Genomic DNA, 18956 nt, shown 5'->3' on the forward strand with positions numbered 1-18956 from the left:
CGAGCATGGATCCGACCGTCCTCGCCTGGGCACTCGCCCAGCCTGCCGGCTCCCGCGCCGCCGTGCTCGCCGCCGCCTTCACCGGCGGCACCACGCGCGTGACCTTCGATGGGCGCACGGTGGAATACCGCTCCCTCGACGAGCTTGGCCGCGCGCTGTCGGTGCTCCACGCCGCCGAGAACACTGCGGCCCGCCGCCCCAGCGTGACCTTCGCCAGCTTCTTGCGCGAGGGCAGCAGGTGATGGGCCGCCTTCGCGATGCCTGGCACGCGCTCCGTGGGTACGCGGCCGCGCAGGACAGCCGCGCCTCGAGCTGGGCGGCCTCGGGCGGCAGCGCCACCGCCGAAGTCGGTGCCGCGGCCCCCACCGTGGCGCGACGTGCCCGCGATGCAGTCCGCAACGATCCCTACGCCGCGCGCATCGTCGATCTCTGGACCGGCAATGCGGTGGGCGCGGGCATCACCACCCGCTGGCCGGATAAACCCCATGCCGAGGCCTGGCGGCGCTGGTCGGACAGCACCGCCTGCGACGCCGAGGGCCGGCTCGATCTCTATGGCCTGCAGGCGCTGGTCATGCGCGCGGTGGTCGAGAGCGGGGAATGCTTCGTCCGGCTGCTGCCGGCCGACATCACGCCGGCCAATCCGATCGGACTGCGGCTCCAGGTGCTGGAAAGCGACCATCTCGACACAGCGCGGCAGGGAGTCCTTGAGGGCGTCCCCACCCTGCAGGGCATTGGTTTGGGCGAGGCCGGTGAGCCGGTCGGTTACTGGCTGCACCGCGTCCATCCCGGCGCGTCCTGGGTTCTGCCGGGCGGTGCCACCTGGTTGAGCAGCCAGCGCGTCCCTGCGCGCGACGTGCTGCACATTTATCGCAAGCGCCGCCCCGGCCAGCTGCGCGACGTCTCCTGGCTCGCCCCGGTGCTCACCCGCCTGCGCGACCTGGGCGACTATGAGGCGGCGCTGCTGATGAAGGCCAAGATCGAGGCCTGCTTGGCGGCCGTCGTGTCGGAAGACGGCGACGAGGCGATGACCGGCTCGGCCTCGGGCCTGCTGCGCGACGCGCAGGGCCGCACGGTCGAGAGCTTCGAGCCCGGCATGATCCTCTATCGCCGCGGCATGGGATCGGTGGAGGTGGTGAATCCCTCCGGTGGTGGATCGCACGCGGCCTTCGCGCGCCGCGCGCTGGAAGCCTCCGCCGTCGGCGCCGGCCTGACCTATGACCAGGTCGCCGGTGATTTGAGCCAGGCGAACTACTCCTCGCTGCGGGCGGGAAAGATCGAGTTCCGCCGCCTCTGCGAGCAGGTCCAGTACGGCATGCTCATCCCGATGCTGGTGCGGCCCATCGCGGACCGCTTCCACGCGCAGGGCGCGCTGCTCGGGCTGTGGGGTCCGGAGGTGCCGGACGGCCTGTCCCACGTCCCGCCGGCGCACGAGATGATCGACCCGCTCAAGGATACCACCGCGCTGATCGCGCAGGTCCGTGCGGGCTTCGTGCCGCAGCCCGAGGCGGTCGGCGCCTTCGGCTACGATTTCCGCCAGGTCGTCGAGATGATCCGCGAGGCCAATGCCCTGCTCGATGAGGCAGGGCTGTCGCTCGACAGCGATCCGCGCCGCGTCGCGAAGTCGGGCGCGGCCCAGGACGCGGCGCAGCTCGCCGCCATCGAGATCGCCGCCACCGGCGCTGCTTCGCCGCGTGCGGATGCGGGCGCTGCCCCCAATCCAGGAGCATCCCAATGATCGCAGGTGCCTACGACTGGACCGACGACATGCTCAAGATCAAGAGCATGCAGAAGAAGTTCCGCGACAGCTTCAACGGCACCGAGATCAACCCGGCGCGGTGGGAGATCGCGGCCACCGGCGGCGGAATCACCCACACCGTGGCGGATGGTGCGGTCACCATCTCCACCGGCACGACGCTCGACGATGAGCTGACGCTCACCAGCCGCACCACCTTCACCATCCCGCTGCGGGTCATGGTGGCGGTGAATATGAGCCAGCGCATCGTCGGCCAGTCCGTCTGGCTCGAGCTGGTCAGCATTGACCCCACCACCGCACAGCCGGATGGGCGGAGTGCCGCGGCCTGGCGGCTGGACGGCGCCAGCGCCACGCTGGCAAACTACGAGGTGCAGAGCGAGGGCGCGCCGCGCCTCGGCAGCACTTCCGGCAGCACCATTCCCACCACCGCGCCTGCAGGCTGGGCGGTCCTGGAGCTCGAGCCGACCAACGACGAATGCTACTTCCATGGCCGTCTGCTCGACACCACGGCAGCGCGCTCGAACTCCTATGTTCGCCACCAGCAGATCCCCGAGCCGAATGCGCTGTATCGCTTTCGGATCCGTGTGCGGAACCGGCAGTTCATCAGCGGTATTTCGGCGGTGGCGAACAATGGCGGTGGGGCGGTGCGTATCACCCGCGCGGCGCATGGCTTTGCCACGAACGATGTGGTGACCGTCGCCGATGTCTCGGGCGTGCCGGGGGCGAATGGGACCTTCACGATCACGGTCATCGACGCGAACAGCTTCGATCTGGTGGGCTCGACCTTCACCGGCGCCTATCTGAACACGGGCTGGGCCTCGGTCTCGCGCAACCTGGCGCCGGTCTCGAACACGGACATCAAGGTCCAGTTCGTCACCATCGCAGACTATGCCGAACTCACCACCGAGATCACCGCCGGCCGTGGCCAGTCGGTCGCGGGCCAGGGGCTGGGTGTGAACGTGCTCAGCACCATCCCCCCGACGGTCACGCCCGTGGGTGGTCAGGCGCGCAACACCAGCGGCGCCGTGCCGGTCCTGGCCGCGACCGGCTACTCGGCCAACCCGGTCGCCGTCACAACGGCGCGCGGCGTGGACCTGCTGGCAACGCTGATCGGCGCGCTGGTCACCAAGCCCTATGCGATTCCGGAGGCCGACTGGCAGTTCGCCGCCGCCGCAGGCGGGATCATCAACACCACCGACGTGGTGCTCCGGGCGGCCGCCGCAGCCGGCATCCGGAACTACGTGACCTCGATCGACATCCGCAACGCGCATCCGACGGTCGCGACGGAGGTGGTGATCAAGGACGGCGCCACGGTGATCTGGCGCCAGCTGCTGCCGGCGGCGATGGCGGCCCCGGTCGAGATCACCTTTCCCACGCCCCTGCGCGGCACCGCGGCCACGGCGATGAACGTCGCCTGCATCACCACCGGCGCGCAAGTCTACGTCAACGCGCAGGGCTTCGTCGCGCCGTAACGGCGCCGCACCAGGAGCACATCCATGACCGAGCCGATCGAACCGGAGGGGCCCAGCCCCGCGCCGGATCGAATGCCCGACGCTGGGCAGTCGATCACCGTCTGCCGCGCCCTGGCCGCGCCCGTCACGGTCAATCGCGCCGCACGCACCGTCGAGGTGGTGTGGTCCACCGGCGCGCGGGCCCGCAACTTCGTGCCGCCCTATGGGCCGATCCTCGAAGAGCTCGACATGGCACCCTCCGCGGTGCGCATGGATGCGCTGCGCTCCGGTCGCGCACCGGTGCTGGACACCCACCGGCGCGCCGGCACGCGTGACGTTCTGGGCCGTGTAACCGCCGCACGCCTCGAGGCCGGCCGCGGCTACGCCACCCTCCAATTCAGCGGCGCCGATGACGTGGAGCCGGTCTGGCAGCGCGTGGCCGACGGTACGCTGCAGTCTGTCAGCGTCGGTTACCGGGTGCATCGCTACGACCCACGGCCCGACGCCAGCACCGGCCAGACCATCCACCGCGCGGTGGATTGGGAGCCCTACGAGATCTCGATCGTGCCCGTCCCGGTGGACGGCCTCGCCGTGATCCGTGGCGAGGGGGCCCAGGGCGCCCCCGCCACCGCCATCGAACCCGCCCTGACCATCCCCGAGGAACCCACCATGCCCGAGACGACGCCGGCTTCGCCGGATCCCGCGCCGGCGCCGCCCGCGCCGCCCATCGCCCCGCCCCAGGAGATCACCGTGACCACCGCACCCGCCACCCCGCCCGAACCCACGCGCGCCGCGCCGCCGGCGCCCGACCTCGAGGCCATCCGCGCCGAGGCCATCCGCGCCGAGGCCGAACGCGCCGCCGTCGAGCGCATCGCCGGCTACGAGCCGGTGCTCGCCGCCGCCCGGGGCCTGGTGACCGCCGACATGCTCGATACCATGCGCGAGACCGCCATCCGGGACCGCGTCTCCCCGGAGGTGCTGCGCGGTCGGCTCTGGGAGGCCTTCACCAGCAGCGCCGCGCGCCCGTCCCTGCCGGCGCGCCCCGACACCGGCCCCTCCAACGAGGACCCGTCGCAGCTCCTCGACGCCATGGCCGAGGCGCTCGCCGCTCGCACCATGCCCGGCTACCAGGCCCCGGCCACCGGTCGCCACACCGAGTTCCTCGGCTGGCGCCCCTCCGACATGATCGGCGAACTGCTGCGCGTCCGCGGCGAACGGAATGTGCCGCGCAACCCGACCATCCTCGCCGAGCGCGCCTTCCACACGACCAGCGACTTCCCCGCGTTGCTCTCGGCCGCCGCCAACAAGATGCTGCTGGCGGCCTACGCGCCGGCCGCGCCGACCTACCGGACGCTGTTCCTCCGCCGCGACTTCCGGGACTTCAAGCCGCACCGCCACCTGCGTGTCGGTGACTTCCCGACGCTGCTGCCGCTGTCGGAAAATGGCGAGGTCCAGGCCGGCACCATGTCCGAGAGCCAGGAGCTCGTGTTCCTGCAGACCTTCGCCCGGCGCATCCGCGTCACGCGGCAGATGCTGGTGAACGACGATCTCGGCGCCTTCACCGACTTCGCCTCGATAATCGGCCGGCGCGTCGCCGATTTTGAGAACGCCACGGCCTATGCGCTGGTGAACAGCGCCGCCGGCGACGGCCCCACGCTCATCACCGGCGCGGCGGCAGTGTTCGGGACGGCGGCGGCGCGCGCCAACAAGGCGGGCGCCGGCACCGCGCTGGACCTGCCGAACCTGGCGCTGGGCCGTGCCGCGGTGATGCGCCAGAAGACCCTCGACGGCCTGCCGATCGCCGTCGGCGCGCAGATGCGCCTGCTGGTCGGCCCGAACCAGGAACTCGCGGCGCGGCAGCTGACAGTGTCGGTGCAGGCGACGCAGACCAGCAACGCCAACGTCTACGCCGGCTTCGTGCAGCCGTTGGTCGAGCCGCTGATCCCGAACAACCGCTGGTATCTCTTCTCGGATCCGATGGCCGCACCGGTCTACGTCTACGGCTACCTCAACGGCGCCGAAGGGCCGCAGGTCACCACCGGAAATGTCCAGGGCGTGGATGGCGTCGAGGTGTCGGTGATCTTCGACTTCGGGGTCGGCGCCATCGACTGGCGCGGCGCCTGGTTCAACCCGGGCACCTGATCCCCACCGCCACCCGTAAGTCCAACCATCATCGATCCATGCAGAGGGCGTCCTTCGGGACGCCTTCTGCGTTTCTGGAGACCTCATCCCCATGCGCAACTATGTGCAGCCCGGCGACAGCCTGGCTCTCGCCGTCCCCTATGCCGGCGGCGTCACCTCCGGCCAGGGCGTCCTAGTCGGCGCCCTCTTCGGCGTGGCAGCCGTCGATGGCGTGCAGAACGCCGTCATCGAATGTCAGACCAAGGGCGTCTTCGATATCACCAAGGAACCCGCACTGGCGATCACCGCCGGCGCCCGGCTCTTCTGGGACAACACCAACCGGCGCCTCACCACCACGGCCACCGGCAATTTCCAGGTGGGCCTCGCCACGGTGGCGGCGCTGGCCGCGGACGCCACCGTCCGCGCCGTGCTGCTGCGTGTCCCGGCGGCCGGCGCATGAGCCTCGATCCCAAGGCCACGCGGGGCTATCGCAACCGCAATCCGGGGAACATCGAGCATGTCCCGGCCAACAAGTGGCAGGGCCTCTCTGAGCCCCCCTCCGATGGGCGCTTCTGCCGCTTCACCAGCCACGAACTCGGCATCCGTGCCCTGGCGGCGCTGCTGGTCACCTACCAGGACCGGCACAAGCTGCGGACGCCGCGCGCGATCATCGAGCGCTGGGCACCGAAGGTGGAGAACGACACCGCGGCCTATATCGCGGTGGTGGCGGGGCGCATCGGCGTCGGGCCGGATGATACGATCGACCTGCACCGGCACGATCACCTACGCCCGCTGGTTGAGGCGATCATCCACCATGAATGCGCGGGGCTGGCCTATCCGGCCGGCGTCATCGATCGCGCGCTGACGCTCGCCGGTGTCCCGCCCGCGCCGCCCGTGACGCTGCGGGAGGTCGCCGCCGTCACAGGCACGGGCCGCGGCGCGGTGCTGGTTGGCGCGGCCGGCATCGCCACCGCTGTGGCGCAGGCGGCGCCGGCCATCCAGGCGCTCGGCACGCTGGCGCCCGCCGTCGCCATTGCGGTCATCGTCGCTGCGGTGGTCGGCGTGCTCGCCTGGCGGCTGCGGCGGCCAGCATGAGCGCCTTCGCCGCGGCCATGGACACGCTGGCCGCGGATCCGAACATCGGCACGGATGCCAGCTATCGCGCAGGGGGGACCGGGGCGCCGGTGCTGCTCCGCGTGATCCGCTCGGCACCGGACCGGCTCGGCGACGCCTTCGGGACCAGCGTTATCCAGGCCAGCGACGTGCTGACCGTCGCGATCGCCGTGCTGCCCACAGTGGATGCCGACGACACCTTCACCCTCGGCGCCGACACCCTGACCGTCCAGCACGCCGAGCGTGACGCCGCCGGCATCGCCTGGCGCGTCTTCTGCCGCCGATAGGAGCCCCGCCATGATCGACCCCGAGCGCATCGGCACGATCATCGGCGAGGCGCTGCTCGCCGGCGCCCTGGGTGCGCTCGGGGCGATGGCACGCTTCTCCTCCACCGACCGGCCGCTGCTGACCCGCGCCTATCTGCTGCACGCGCTGGCCGGCGGTAGCCTCGGCACCGGCGCCTGGCTGATCGCGCACGCGTTCGAGCTCGACGGCTGGTGGCTCTTCGCCGTCGCGTGGCTGGCCGGCACGCTCGGCTACGCCGCGCTCCACGACCTGCTGCTGCGCATCCTCAGCCGCAAATTCGGCGGACGCTGATCCATGCGGCTCGGTGCCGCCATCGTCGGCGACCTCCGCAAGGTGCTGGCGGACGAGGTGCGCGCGGGCGAGCGCGCGGCCATGACCGCGATCCGTGCAGAGACCGAGCGGGTGAAGGTCGAACTGCGCCGGCAGGTCACCACCGCCTTCTCGGGCAACGCGCGCGGCATCGCCAATGCCTGGCGGTCGATGATCTTCCCGCGGAGCGGGCAATCTCTGCGGCCTGCGGGGCTGGTCTTCACCAAGGTGCCGAACGTCATCGACGCCTTCGATCGTGGCGCGCTGATCCGTACCAAGGGGGGGCGGAAGTTCCTCGCCATTCCCACCGGCTTCAACGCAGCGCGCGGCAGGCGTGGTCGCGGCGAGAGGGGCATGCGCGTGACCCCGGCACAGATGGTCGCCTCCGGCCAGGCCTTCCTCCGGCCCTTCAAGTCGGGCCGCGGCTTCGTCTGGTGCCTGCCGCTGCGCCAGGGCGAGGGGGCAGGCCGGCGGCGACGCACCCGTCTCGTGGCTGGCGGCGTAACGGAAGTCGGCACCGCCAATCGCAAAGGGCGCGAGGCCTGGGCACGCGGGCTGCTGGAACAGGGGATGGTGCCGATGTTCCTGCTCCTGCCCCAGGTGAAGCTCGCCAAGCGGCTCGACGTACGCGGTGCCGCGGAGCGCGGGCTGCGTCGCCTGCCGGGGCGGTTTGTGGCGGCCTGGGAACGCGAGAGCGGGAGGGCCGCATGAGCACGCGCGAGACCGCCATCGCCGCGCTGCACAGCCGGCTCGTAACGTCGCTGGCGGCCAGGAGCCCGGCGCCGGTCGTGCTCCGCGGGGAGACCGTCCCGCAGCGCATCCCCGCTGGCGGGCTGGTGGTCGTCCGCGACGGCGAGACGGTGGAGGAGACGCCGATCCTCTCGCCGCTCGCCTGGCAGATCGAGCATCGCGCCGAGGTCGAAATTACCGTCGCCGGCACTACCCCCGCCCTGCGCAACACGCTGCTCGATGCGCTGCTGGTGGACATCGCCGCGGCCATCGCTGCCAACCGCACCCTCGGCGGCGCCGTCGAATGGGCGCAGCCCGGCAGCGCCTCCTTCGAGGATGTCGAGTTCGAGGGCGCCGCCGCGGTCCGCGCCGCCGCCATCGCCGTCACCCTGTGGTTCACCGTCGCCGGCTCTCCGCTGGCCTGATCCCGCTCCAGGAGAAAGCCCATGCCCCGTGCCATCGGCGCGAATTGCCGCCTGCTCATGCTGCCCGAAACCGTCTACGGCACCGCCCCCGGCAGCAACTGGCGGCGCATGCCGTTCCTGTCCTGCGACCTCGGTGCTGAGCAGCCGCTGCTGGATGCCGACGTCATCGGCGTGGGCAGCAACCGCGATCCGGCCGCGCCCTTCCTCGACACGGTGACCGTCGCCGGCCAGGCGGTGGTGCCGGTCGATCTGATCAACATCGGCCACTGGCTGCGGCTCCTGCTGGGCGCACCCACCACCACCGGCACCACCAACTTCATCCACACTTTCGGCTCTGGCGCGGCGTCGCTGCCGAGCAATGCGATGGAGATCGGCTATCCCGATGTCCCGTCCTTCGACGTCTGCACCGGTGTGCGCGCCGACACGCTGGAACTGGACTTCACGCCGACCGGCGCGGCGACGGCGACCTTCGGGCTGCTGGGCCAGGGCTCGGTGCGGACCGGCGCGACCTCAGGCGGCACGCCGACCAGCGCGGCCTATACCGCCTTCAACAAGGCCCAAGGATCCATCACGCGGAGCGCAGCGGCGCTGGCGCAGGTTACCGGCGCGCGGCTCACCTATGCCAACGGCATGGAGGCGGTGCGGACCATTCGCGCCGATCGCCGCGTGGAGGGCGTGGATCCCGGCATCGCGCGCTGCACCGGTCAGATCACCGTGCGCTTCGAGAACACCACGCTGCTCGCCCAGGCGCAGGCGGGCACCTCGGCGGAATTTGCGCTCGCCTTCACCATCGATGCCAACCGCAGCCTGACCATCACGCTGCACGAGGTCTATCTGGCGCTGGCCAAGACCCCGATCGAGGGGCCGGCCGGCGTAGAAGCCGGCTTCGATTTCCGCGCCGCCTTCAACGCAACCGCCACCCGAATGATGACCGCCGTGCTGCGCAATCAGCAGGCTGCAACGGAGTACGCATAATGCTCACCCTCGACCTCCCGGTCGAGCCGTACTGGCTCGACCTGCCGCGCGGCGTCCGCGTGGAAATCCGCCCCATCACCACGGCGGTCATGGCCGCGGCCCAAGCCGGCTCCGCCCGTCGTCTCGGCGCGCTGCGAGCCGCGGAGGCCGAGCTCGACCCCGACATGGCGCGAGGCCTGGCCTTCGCCTTCCTGGTCAAGGCGCTGGCCCGCCACGCCGTCACCGCCTGGGAGGGCGTCGGCGACGCCGCCGGCCAGCCGCTGCCACTCTCGCCCGAGGCGGTCGAGCGGCTGATGGACATGGACCAGATCGCGGCCGCCTTCTGGGACCGCGCCACAGGCCCGGTCGCTGCCGTGGCCCTGGAGGGAAACGGCTGAGGGCCAGGGCCGAATGGCACTTCGGCCAGGGCCCTGACTACTGCCGCGGCTGCGCGGCCCTGGACCGCGACTGCGGCCTCTCGTGTCCCTACGCCGCCCACGCCCCCGCCAGCGTCGAGGGAGCCGCGTGCTGGGCCGCCAGCACCACCTGCGCGACGGCAACGATGGCGGGCCTCGACCTCGACATGCCGGCGGCGCTCGCCACCGCCCGCGAGATGGGCGTCTGCGGCTGGGCGGCAGCGGAACTCCTGTTGGCCATGCGCATGGGCCTCGCCGCCGGCAGCGCCGCGCGCCGCACTGATCCCCCCGGGTCCTGACCACCACACTGACGCAGGAGGCGTGACGCATGGCGGATAGCACGCGCCGCGTCTCCGTCCGGCTGTCGCTGGACGATGCCGCCCGGGTCAAGCAGGAGCTGCGCGAGGTCGGCGAGACCGGCCAGCGCAGCCTGGAGCGCATCCAGGGCGGTGCCGATCGCGCATCCCGCGCGCTAGACCTGCTCGACGTCGCCGTCCGCGGCGTGCAGATCGCCGGCCTCGCCGCCGGGTTGCGCGCCGTGGTGGTGGCCGGCGACGCACTCACCCAGTCCATGGGCCGGCTGAACACCGCGCTGGGCTCGGTCGAACGCGCCGGCGAAATCTACGACCGGCTGTATCGCGACAGCCTCCAGACCGGTGTCGCCGTGCGCGAGAGCGTGGACGCCTTCGCCCGCTTCTCGATCGCCGCCCGTGAGATCGGCGCCACCTCTGACCAGGTCGCCACGCTCGTGGGTGGCTTGCAGCGCATCGCCATCGCGTCTGGCGCGTCGCAGCAGGAGATCGCTTCCAGCACCCAGCAGCTCGCCCAGGCGCTGGCGTCGGGCACGCTCCAGGGCGACGAGCTCCGCTCCATCCTGGAAGGCCTGCCCACGCTGGCGCAGGCGCTGGCGCGCGAGCTCGGCGTGTCGATCGGCGAACTGCGCAAGCTGGGAAGTGAGGGCAAGCTCACCGCTGACACGGTGTTCCCGGCGCTGCTGCGGGCCGTCGAGCGGCTGAATGGCGAGTTCGAACGCGCGCCCCTCTCCGTCGGCCGCGCCTTCGGGCAGCTCACTGCCGCGGCTGACCAGTTCCTCGCTCGCCTCGACCAGGCGATCGGCTTGTCCAACGCCCTGGCCCGTGCGCTGTCCGGTGCCGCCCGCGTGCTGGACGGGGTGCGCCGCGGCTCGGGCCTGCTGCTGCCCAGCGAGCAGGAGGCCGACCGCCGCGCCCAGGCCGAGGCCCTGCGTGCACAGATCGCCCGCCTCGAGGCGGAGAATGACGGGCGCGACAGTCTGCGCTCGCAGCCCCGCCGTGGTTCGATCCAGGGCGGCTTGGTCGGCACCGCCCAGCAGCAGGCCGGCGTGGATCGCTCCGCTCGGCTGGAGGAGCTGCGCCGGCAGTACCAGGAACTCCAGGAGGAGATCACCCGCGGCGAGCAGGCCGCCGGCGAGCGCCAGCGCACCGAGCAGGAGGCCGCGGCCGGCCAGGCGGCCGAGGCCCGGCGCCGCCGCACCGCCGCGGATGCCGAGGAACTGCGCAAGGCACTCGACGATCGCTTCCGGATCAACAGCGAGTACGAGGACCGCGTCCGCCGCCTGCGCGAGGCCGAGGCCGCCGGCGGCATCACCGCTGCGGACCGCACCCGGCTGGAGACCCTGGCGCTGCGCGAACGCGACGAGGCGCTCCGCCGCATCGAGGGCACCACCCGCCGCGTGGCGTCCATCCCGCGCCCGGACCGCGAGGCCGAGCGCGAGATCAACGACATCATCCGCGAGCGCGAGCGGCTGATCCAGGCCAACGAGAATGCCCAGGAACGCTACACCCGCCGCCTGGAGACCCTCGGCCGCCTGGTCGAGCGCTCTGAGCGCATCGGCCAGCCCATCCCCGACGAGACCGTCTCCCGCGAAGCCAATGCAGCGCTGGAGGAGTTGGAGCGCAGCCAGCAGCGCGTCCAGCAGGCGACCGAGCGCACCAGCAACACGGCGCGCGAACTCGGCCTGACATTCTCCTCGGCCTTCGAGGACGCGATCATCAAGGGCGAGAGTTTTTCCAAGGTGCTGCAGGGCATCCTGCAGGACATCGCCCGCATCGTGGTCCGGCGCACCATCACCGAGCCGCTCGGCACGGCGGTGACCTCCAGCCTGGCCGGCTTTGATTTCGGCTCGATCTTCTCGGGGCTGGGCACGGCGCTGGGCGGGCTGTTCCGCGCCGAGGGCGGGCCGGTGGCTGGTGGCCAGCCCTACATCGTCGGCGAGCGCGGGCCCGAATGGTTCGTGCCCAACCGCAGCGGCACGGTGCTGCCCAACGGCATGGCGCCCGGTGGGCCGGTGATCAACCAGAGCATCACCATCGATGCGCGCGGTGCCGATGCCGGTGTCGAGGCGCGGCTGCGGGTGCTCTCGGCGCAGATCGTGCGCCAGGCGAGTGCGGCGACGCTCGACGCGATCCGCCGCGGCGGCAGCGCCACCTCCATCGTGCGGGGCTAGGGTCATGACGGAATATGCCTGGCCCGCCACGCTGCGGCCGTCGCGGCTGAGCTTCTATCTGCAGCACAACACGCTGCGCTTCGTCTCGCCCGTCACCCGCGCCACGCAGGTTCTGCGACGGGAGGGCGCGCGCTGGGTGGCGGAGGCCAGCTTCGAGCCGCTCGGCCGCGTCCAGGCCGGGGTGATGGACGGGCTGCTGGCGGCACTGGCGGGATCCGCCAACACGGTGCGCATCTGGGATTGGCGGCGCGAGTACCGCACCGGTGATCCGCGCAGCCAGGGCGACGTGCCGACTGGGCCGTACTCCTTCTCGGACGCCACCATCTTCACGGACGGCACCGGGCTGGTGGTGGGGTCTGGCAATCCGTCGCTGGCGGCCGGCGCACCTCGTGGGGCGCTGTCCATCGTCACGCAGGGCTGGTGGCCGAGCACGGTGGCGGTCGGTGCGGGCGACTACATCGGGCTTGGCGGCCGGCTCTACATCGCCACTGCCGCGGTCGCCGCCTCCGGCGCGGGCACCGCCAGCATCGCGATCGCGCCGCCGCTGCGCGCCGCGGTGGTGGTGGGCGAGCCACTGATCCTCTCCCTGCCAAGCGTGCCAATGCGGCTGGTGTCGGACGACGAGGCGGCGAACCCGACGCGGCCCGGGCCCTTCGCCGCCGTCACCATCCGCATGGAGGAGGCTTTGTGATGTCCGGCACCCCACGCCTCAGCAACCAGGCCGCCTCCGCCGCCACCGCACCGATCGCAACACCGGTGGTCCTGGTCGAGCTCGATTTCGCCACCGGCCCCTTTCGCGTCTGGACCGGGCTCGGGCCGCTCGACTGGGCGGGGAAGGTCTTCGAGGGTGCCGGCAGCATCGGCGCCATCTCGGATGTGGAGGAGACGGTGGAGTTGCGCGCCGTGCGGCTCACCCTCGCGCTCTCGCCGGTGCCGCAGGAGGTGGTGGATATCGCGCTGGCCGAGCGCAGCTATCGCCTGCGGCCGGTCACGCTGTGGGGCGCGCTGCTCGATGCGCAGGGGGCCTTCGTGGCGGACCCGTTCCCGCTCTGGGCGGGGTTGATGGACACGATGGAGGTGACCGACGGGGCCGAGCCCTCCGTGGCGCTGGCTTGCGAGAGCCGGCTGGTCGACCTCGAGCGTGCCGAGGTGCGGCGCTACACCGACGCCGACCAGCAGGCCGAGTATCCCGGCGATCGATTCTTCGAGTTCGTGCCGGCGCTCCAGGAGGCGGAGATCCGACTGCCGAACCAGTGAGCCGGCTGCCGGACTGGCCGGAACGGCTCGCGGCGCTGATCAACGCGGCTGAGCACCGGCCTTTTGACGCGGCACGCTGGAACTGCGGGCGCTTCGCCATGGCGGCGGTGGTGGCCTCCACAGGGCGGCGGCCGTCCTGGCAGCACTGTCCCACGCTCGCGGCGATGGCCGACACCGCGGGCTATCCGCGCGTACCGGTGCCGTTCGCCCGCGCTGGCGACGTGGTGCTGGCCGCCGACCCGGACCGCCTCGGCGTCGTGCTGGATGCCGGCCGCGCCGCCTTCGTCGGACGCGCGGGATTGCTGCACGCGCCGATCACGTCCTGCGCCGTGGCGTGGCGCATCGGCTGGTGAGGGACTGACAGACCATGCCCGTCGCCATCCCCTTCATCGCTGCCGCCGCGGGCGCCGCCGCCTCCGCCGTCATTGGGGGCGGCGTCCTGGGCGCCGTGGCCGCCGCCGGCGCCGCCCTGGTGGTGTCCGCCGTCGGTGCCGCCGTCTTCCGCCCCAAGTCGCCCTCCGCCGCCCGCAGCGCCAACGTCACGCCAGGGACCGACACCGGACCAGGCTCCGGCTTCGATCCCCGCACGCCCGGCGCCGGCCGCACCCAGTCCTTCCGCCAGCCGATCACCGAGCACCAGATCGTCTTCGGCCGCTGCCGCACCTCCGGCCCCGTGGTGTTCCTGCATTCCGCCACCGATGACGAGGGTCGCGCCGACGGCTTCCTGCACGTCGTCGTGGTGCTGGCCGCGCATCGCGTCCGCGCCATCGGCGAGGTGTTCCTCAACGGCACCGCCTCGACCGACGCGAAGTTCGCCGGCCTGCTGCGCATCGACCGCGCGCTCGGCGATCCCGGTCAGGCCGCCAATGCCAATCTCGTGGCAGACACGGGAGGCCAGTGGACCGCGGCGCATCGCGGCCAGGGGCGCGCCTATCTCGCCGTGCGGCTCAAGCTGCGGCCCGAGGCCTTCCCCTCCGGTGCCCCCAGCCTATCCGCCATCGTCGAGGGGACGGACACCATCCTGGATCCGCGCACCGGTGCCACCGGCTGGTCCGACAATCCGGCGCTGTGCCTGGCCTGGTACCTGACCTCGCCCTTTGGGTGGCGCGCAGCCTGGGCGGATATCGACCTGCCGGCGCTCATGGCCGCGGCCAACATCTGCGACGAGATCATGGGCCGGCGCGATGCCACCGCCGAGCGCCGCTACACGGTGAACGGTGCGGTCACCCTCGGCGAGGGCAAGATCGCCATCACCCGCAAGCTGGTCGCCGCCATGGCGGGCGCGCTGGTCGTGTCGGGCGGCCGCTTCTACATCCACGCGGGGGCGCCGGCGCTGCCGGCCGCCACGCTCACCTCGGATGATCTGCGTGGCGACGTCACCATCGTCGGCTCGCGCCCGCGGCGCGATCTCTTCAACGGGGTACGCGCCGTCTATGTCGAGCCCGCCGCGGCCTGGCAGCCGACCGATGCGCCGCCGCTGCTCGCCAGCAACTACGTCACCGAGGATGGCGGTGAGGCGATCTACCGCGACATGGAATTCCCGCTCACCACCTCGGCCGCGACCGTGCAGCGCCTGATGAAAATCGAGCTGGAGCGCAACCGCCGCCAGCGCGAGGTGGCGATGCAGGCCAACCTCTCGGCACTGCGGCTGCGGCCATGGGACGGCGTGACGGTGGCGCTGGAGCGGCTGACGCCATTCCCGGCGCGGGTCACGGGCTGGGCACTGGCGCCAGATGGCGGGGTGAACCTGCAATTGGCCGAGGAGGATCCCGCCGTCTGGGCATGGAACCCGGCAACGGATGAGCGCGCGACGGGGCAGAACCCGTCCGTGGTGCTGCCGAATCCAGGCGTGATCGCCGCGCCTGCCGCGATCCTGGTGGAGACGCCGATCGGGACGTCGTTCACAGCGATCGCGGTGTCCTGGTCCGCAGTGGGCTCGGCCTATCTCGCCGGCTACGAGATCGAGCTTCGGCCGGCCTCGGTGGCGGTCTGGCAGGGCTACGCCGGCGGGTTCGGCGCCACCGCCGTCGCCATTCCCACGACTGAGCCGACCGCCTTCCGAGCGCGGGCGCAGGCGCGCAGCGGGGCGGTGTCGGGCTGGCGCGAGGCGCTGGTCCCGGCCGACGCCTCGGGCCTGGCCGCGACCGGTATTGTTGGCGGCGTGCGCCTATCGGGCGGCTTTCCCGCGGACGGGGTGCGGCTGCAGGTGTTCGAGGCGAGCAGCGCCAGCCTCGCCGCCGCCACCAAGCTGGCCAGCGAGCCGACCGCACTGCCCTGGGACCGCATCGGCCTCACCACCGGCCAGGCCCGCTGGTACTGGCTCCGCAGCGTCTCGGCCGAAGGCAACGTCTCCGCCTTCGCCGGTCCGGTCACCGCCACCGCCCTCTGATCGGAGAACGCCATGCCGGCGCGCATCGACGACCTGCTGGTTCTCAACGCCAACCTCAACAAGAGCGACTTCGCGAAGTATCTGCGCGACCGCGAGGCCGTGCTGCCGACCGACTTTGGCGGGCTCGGCGATGGCGTGGCGAACGACCGCACCGCCATCCAGGCCTGCTTCGATCGCGCCGCGGCAGACCAGAAATTCGCCGTCATCCCGCCAGGCACCTGGAACGTGGGCAGCGGCGTGACCCTCGGCGGCGGCGCCCGCGGGCTGATCATGCGCGGCGTCATCCGCTACACCGGCGCGGCCAATGCACCTGCCACCGTGCTGACGCTGGGCGATGGCGGCACCACGCGCAACGGCGAGAAGCTCTACGCCGGGCTGCAGGTGGTGCGGCAGACCCAGTCCGACTGGGCCTCCGAGGCCGATATCGGCATCTTGGTCCGCAACATCGACGCATCCGTGGTCGAGCTGCGCCTGGTCTCGGGCTTCACCATCGGGATGCGCACGCTGGGCGATGGGCGCGGCGTGGAGGACAGCACCTTTCACCTGCTGCGCATCCTGAACAACCGCTACGGCCTCGACATCCGCGCCGAGACGGCGACGGCGTGGAACACCTCGATCCGCTACTACGGCGGCCACTTCGCCCTCGCCACCGGCATCAACCCGACGATCGACCGCTACGGCATCCGCTTCTCGCGCGGCGCCGGTGGCTACAACAACCACAACCGGCACGTCTTCGACGGGCCCAACTTCGAGCTGCGGCAGCTCGACCCCAATGTCGCGATCCCCTTCCTGAACGAGACGGACGGCACCGCCATCATCGGGCGCGCGCTGCGCATGGAGGCCTGCTCGCCGATCGTGGCGCGGCACACCGGCAGCGCCACTGACTGCGAATACGAGGTGGCCTGGGCCAATACCTATGCCGTGCGGATGGACTACACCTCGACCGCCGATCGCGCCGGCAATGCGGTGATCAACCGCCACCGCGCGCCCGCCTCGAGGCTGTTGCGCGTGCTGGAGGCTGTGCCGAACCTGCGCGCCGCGGCCTTCCGGCAGAGCGGCACCGAGATCGGTGTGGAGAGACTTGCGACGCTCGCCACCTCGACCACCGCGGCGACCACGCTGGCGGGACTGTGCTTCAACGGGCTGGATGGGATTGCGGCGACCGCCCGCGGGCTGCTGCTGGATGCCAACCGGGGCATGGCCTTCGTGGTGGATACCTCCTCGGCCAAAGAGTTTGCGCTGGCGCATTGGCTGGTCGGAGGGGTCGATGGCGGGCGGCTCTTCGTGCGGGTGTTCGATGGCGCCGCGAATGTGAGGGAGAACATCGCCGGCGATGTGCTGGCCTCCGGCACCACCATGCAGTGGAACAGCCCGGCGAAGGGGTGGAACGCGGGCGCGGTGATGGCCGACGCCTCGTTGAATCGGCGGCAGACCATCCGGGTGGGTGCGGGCGTAGCCTTCGCGCAGGTGGGGATCGTGGGCTTTGACGGCCAGATCGAGCTCGAGGCGCTGAGGCTGTTCGGCCTTCCGGAGGCGGCACCGGCGGTGCTGTATGCGTGCCCCTCGGTGCCGGTGGGGACGCGCAGCCTGGCGCTGGAGACGTCCTGGGACCTGCCGAGCCTCACGGCAGGCGCGACGGCCAACATCGACGTGACCGTGCCTGGCGCGCGACGTGGCGATTATGCCGACGCCTCGCTCGACACCAGCAGCATCGCCTTCGTGCTCGACTGCCATGTGTGGTCGAACAACAGCGTCCGGGTCACCGCGCGGAACGTAAGCGCGTCAACAGTTGATCTCGCGGCGGCGGGTCTGTCGGTGCAGGTGACAAAGCGGCGCTTTCCGTAATTGCTCGTGCGCCGCCTTCGCATCATCCGCGCCGGCATCCTGCATTCATGCAGTACTCTACCGAGGCCAGCGCTGGTGCAGATCATCGATCACGAAGGCATGGCTGTGGCGGACTGCGCCTGTGGGATCCGGGCTCACATCACCCAGATGCGCATGCCCAGGCGGAAGCCGATCGTGGATATGCTCGACCTCCGCCGCATCGTCCCTCGGCCACAGCAAAATGGCCGCGACCAGCCCCATGGCGCCCAGCACCACCAGAATCAGGAAAGTGGCCGGCATCCCCGCCATGGCCCCGAAGCGCCCCGCCACTGGATAGGCGATCAACCAGCAGGCATGGCTGAGCGCGAACTGTGCAGCAAACAGCGCAGGTCGATCGCCCGCATGGGCCGAGCGCCGCAGGAGCCGCCCGCTTGGCGTCAGCACCAGGCCGTTTCCGAAGCCGAGCAGCATCCATAGCGGCAGCAACATCGACCAACTCGGCACCAGCAGCCCGAGTAGCAGGCCAGCGACAAGCAGCCCGGCACCGGCCATCATGGCCGTGCGGTCGGTCATCACGCCATCCAGCAGCCGCGGCACGGCTAGGGCTGCGACCATCGAGCCCGCGCCATAGGCCGCCAGCGTCCAGCCCAACTCCGCCGCGCCTAACCCGAAGCCAACCCTGACGATCACCACCGTGTTCACGATCACCATCGCCCCGGCCATGGCGACGGTGACGTTCAGCGCCAGCAGCCCGCGCAGCCTTGGCGTGGCGAGGTAGATGCGCGCACCGCGCGTGATACGGCCCCACGCGCCCTCCTGCGTCGCCGGCGGCTTGGGCGAGGGCAGCACAACAGTCAGCACCAGGGCGGCGGAGGCCACAAACCCCAGCGCATTTCCGGCGAACAGCCAATGGAAGCCGACCAGCCCAAGCAGCGCCGCGGCGATGGCAGGGCTCGCCAGCGCCTCAAGGTCATAAGCCAGCCGCGAGAGGGACAGCGCCTTGGTGTACTCGGCCTCCTCCGGAAGAATGTCGGGGATGGTCGCCTGGAAGGTCGGCGTGAAGGCGGCCGAGCCAGTTTGCAGCACGAAGATCAGCACATAGACCTGCCAGATCTCGGTCACGAAGGGCAGCGCCAGCGCGACCGCGGCGCGCAGCAGGTCGAGTGCCACCAGCAGGCTGCGGCGTGGCACCAGATGCACGAAGGCGCCCGCCACCGGCGCGATTCCCACATAGGCGATCATCTTGATGGCGAGCGCGGTGCCGAGCACCGCGCCTGCATCAGCACCCGCCAGGTCGAAGGCCAGCAGACCGAGCGCCACGGTCGCCAGACCCGTCCCGAGCAGGGACAGCACCTGCGCCGCGAACAGATGTCGATACGTCAGGTTGGCAAGCGGGCTGAGCATGACGTTTCTGGCTCCGTGGC

At 71.4% G+C, this 18956-nt stretch carries 20 protein-coding genes; 19 read left to right on the forward strand and 1 reads right to left on the reverse strand.

The annotated features are described in order from the left end of the window. Positions 1-5 precede the first annotated feature (5 nt). The 19 genes from LQ222_RS00910 to LQ222_RS01000 all read left to right on the forward strand — a co-directional run bounded on the left by LQ222_RS00910 (position 6) and on the right by LQ222_RS01000 (position 17553). Complete coding sequence (locus LQ222_RS00910; RefSeq protein ID WP_230163906.1) at positions 6-242, forward strand: phage head-tail joining protein; 237 nt, start codon at positions 6-8, stop codon at positions 240-242. Next, a complete protein-coding gene (locus LQ222_RS00915; RefSeq protein ID WP_230163907.1) occupies positions 242-1735 on the forward strand; it encodes a phage portal protein in 1494 nt (497 codons plus the stop codon). Before LQ222_RS00910 ends, LQ222_RS00915 begins: the two co-directional genes overlap by 1 nt. Then, the gene (locus LQ222_RS00920; RefSeq protein WP_230163908.1) at positions 1732-3225 is read left to right on the forward strand and encodes a ubiquitin-activating E1 FCCH domain-containing protein; all 1494 of its coding nucleotides are present in this window, start codon (positions 1732-1734) and stop codon (positions 3223-3225) included. The genes LQ222_RS00915 and LQ222_RS00920 overlap by 4 nt, the downstream gene beginning before the upstream one ends. 24 nt (positions 3226-3249) lie before the next feature. Then, positions 3250-5346: a prohead protease/major capsid protein fusion protein gene (locus tag LQ222_RS00925; RefSeq protein ID WP_230163909.1), complete on the forward strand. Its 2097-nt coding sequence runs from the start codon at positions 3250-3252 to the stop codon at positions 5344-5346. Between the two features lie 91 nt (positions 5347-5437). Beyond that, complete coding sequence (locus tag LQ222_RS00930; RefSeq protein WP_111472453.1) at positions 5438-5785, forward strand: DUF2190 family protein; 348 nt, start codon at positions 5438-5440, stop codon at positions 5783-5785. Beyond that, a complete protein-coding gene (locus LQ222_RS00935) occupies positions 5782-6420 on the forward strand; it encodes a structural protein (RefSeq protein WP_111472454.1) in 639 nt (212 codons plus the stop codon). The genes LQ222_RS00930 and LQ222_RS00935 overlap by 4 nt, the downstream gene beginning before the upstream one ends. After that, complete coding sequence (locus tag LQ222_RS00940; RefSeq protein WP_111472455.1) at positions 6417-6725, forward strand: hypothetical protein; 309 nt, start codon at positions 6417-6419, stop codon at positions 6723-6725. The genes LQ222_RS00935 and LQ222_RS00940 overlap by 4 nt, the downstream gene beginning before the upstream one ends. 10 nt (positions 6726-6735) lie before the next feature. Beyond that, the gene (locus tag LQ222_RS00945; RefSeq protein WP_111472456.1) at positions 6736-7035 is read left to right on the forward strand and encodes a hypothetical protein; all 300 of its coding nucleotides are present in this window, start codon (positions 6736-6738) and stop codon (positions 7033-7035) included. A 3-nt stretch (positions 7036-7038) separates the two neighbouring features. After that, complete coding sequence (locus tag LQ222_RS00950) at positions 7039-7764, forward strand: DUF6441 family protein (RefSeq protein WP_111472457.1); 726 nt, start codon at positions 7039-7041, stop codon at positions 7762-7764. Continuing rightward, entirely contained in the window at positions 7761-8207 is a 447-nt protein-coding gene (locus LQ222_RS00955) for a hypothetical protein (protein WP_111472458.1), read from the forward strand. Before LQ222_RS00950 ends, LQ222_RS00955 begins: the two co-directional genes overlap by 4 nt. A gap of 21 nt (positions 8208-8228) precedes the next feature. After that, the gene (locus LQ222_RS00960) at positions 8229-9182 is read left to right on the forward strand and encodes a phage tail tube protein (RefSeq protein ID WP_111472459.1); all 954 of its coding nucleotides are present in this window, start codon (positions 8229-8231) and stop codon (positions 9180-9182) included. Beyond that, positions 9182-9559, forward strand: coding sequence for a hypothetical protein (locus tag LQ222_RS00965; RefSeq protein ID WP_111472460.1), 378 nt, complete (start codon positions 9182-9184; stop codon positions 9557-9559). Before LQ222_RS00960 ends, LQ222_RS00965 begins: the two co-directional genes overlap by 1 nt. Positions 9560-9723: 164 nt before the next feature. Further along, the gene (locus LQ222_RS00970) at positions 9724-9876 is read left to right on the forward strand and encodes a hypothetical protein (RefSeq protein ID WP_165839061.1); all 153 of its coding nucleotides are present in this window, start codon (positions 9724-9726) and stop codon (positions 9874-9876) included. Positions 9877-9905: 29 nt separating this feature from the next. After that, positions 9906-12062, forward strand: a complete 2157-nt coding sequence (locus LQ222_RS00975) for a tape measure protein (protein WP_111472461.1) — start codon at positions 9906-9908, stop codon at positions 12060-12062. Positions 12063-12066: 4 nt separating this feature from the next. Beyond that, positions 12067-12753, forward strand: coding sequence for a hypothetical protein (locus LQ222_RS00980; RefSeq protein WP_111472462.1), 687 nt, complete (start codon positions 12067-12069; stop codon positions 12751-12753). Further along, on the forward strand, positions 12753-13319 hold the full coding sequence (locus tag LQ222_RS00985; protein WP_111472463.1) for a hypothetical protein: 567 nt from the start codon (positions 12753-12755) through the stop codon (positions 13317-13319). Before LQ222_RS00980 ends, LQ222_RS00985 begins: the two co-directional genes overlap by 1 nt. Further along, on the forward strand, positions 13316-13672 hold the full coding sequence (locus LQ222_RS00990; protein WP_111472464.1) for a DUF6950 family protein: 357 nt from the start codon (positions 13316-13318) through the stop codon (positions 13670-13672). The genes LQ222_RS00985 and LQ222_RS00990 overlap by 4 nt, the downstream gene beginning before the upstream one ends. Positions 13673-13686: 14 nt before the next feature. Further along, positions 13687-15708: a phage tail protein gene (locus LQ222_RS00995; protein WP_111472465.1), complete on the forward strand. Its 2022-nt coding sequence runs from the start codon at positions 13687-13689 to the stop codon at positions 15706-15708. Between the two features lie 12 nt (positions 15709-15720). Beyond that, positions 15721-17553, forward strand: a complete 1833-nt coding sequence (locus LQ222_RS01000; RefSeq protein WP_230163911.1) for a glycoside hydrolase family 55 protein — start codon at positions 15721-15723, stop codon at positions 17551-17553. Positions 17554-17610: 57 nt separating this feature from the next. On the opposite strand, the gene LQ222_RS01005 is transcribed toward LQ222_RS01000, so the two are convergent. Continuing rightward, positions 17611-18936 (reverse strand): MFS transporter, encoded by a 1326-nt coding sequence (locus LQ222_RS01005; protein WP_111472467.1) that lies wholly within the window; start codon positions 18934-18936, stop codon positions 17611-17613. Between the last annotated feature and the right edge of the window lie 20 nt (positions 18937-18956).

The organism is Roseomonas sp. CECT 9278, assembly GCF_918698155.1.
Classification (GTDB): domain Bacteria; phylum Pseudomonadota; class Alphaproteobacteria; order Acetobacterales; family Acetobacteraceae; genus Neoroseomonas.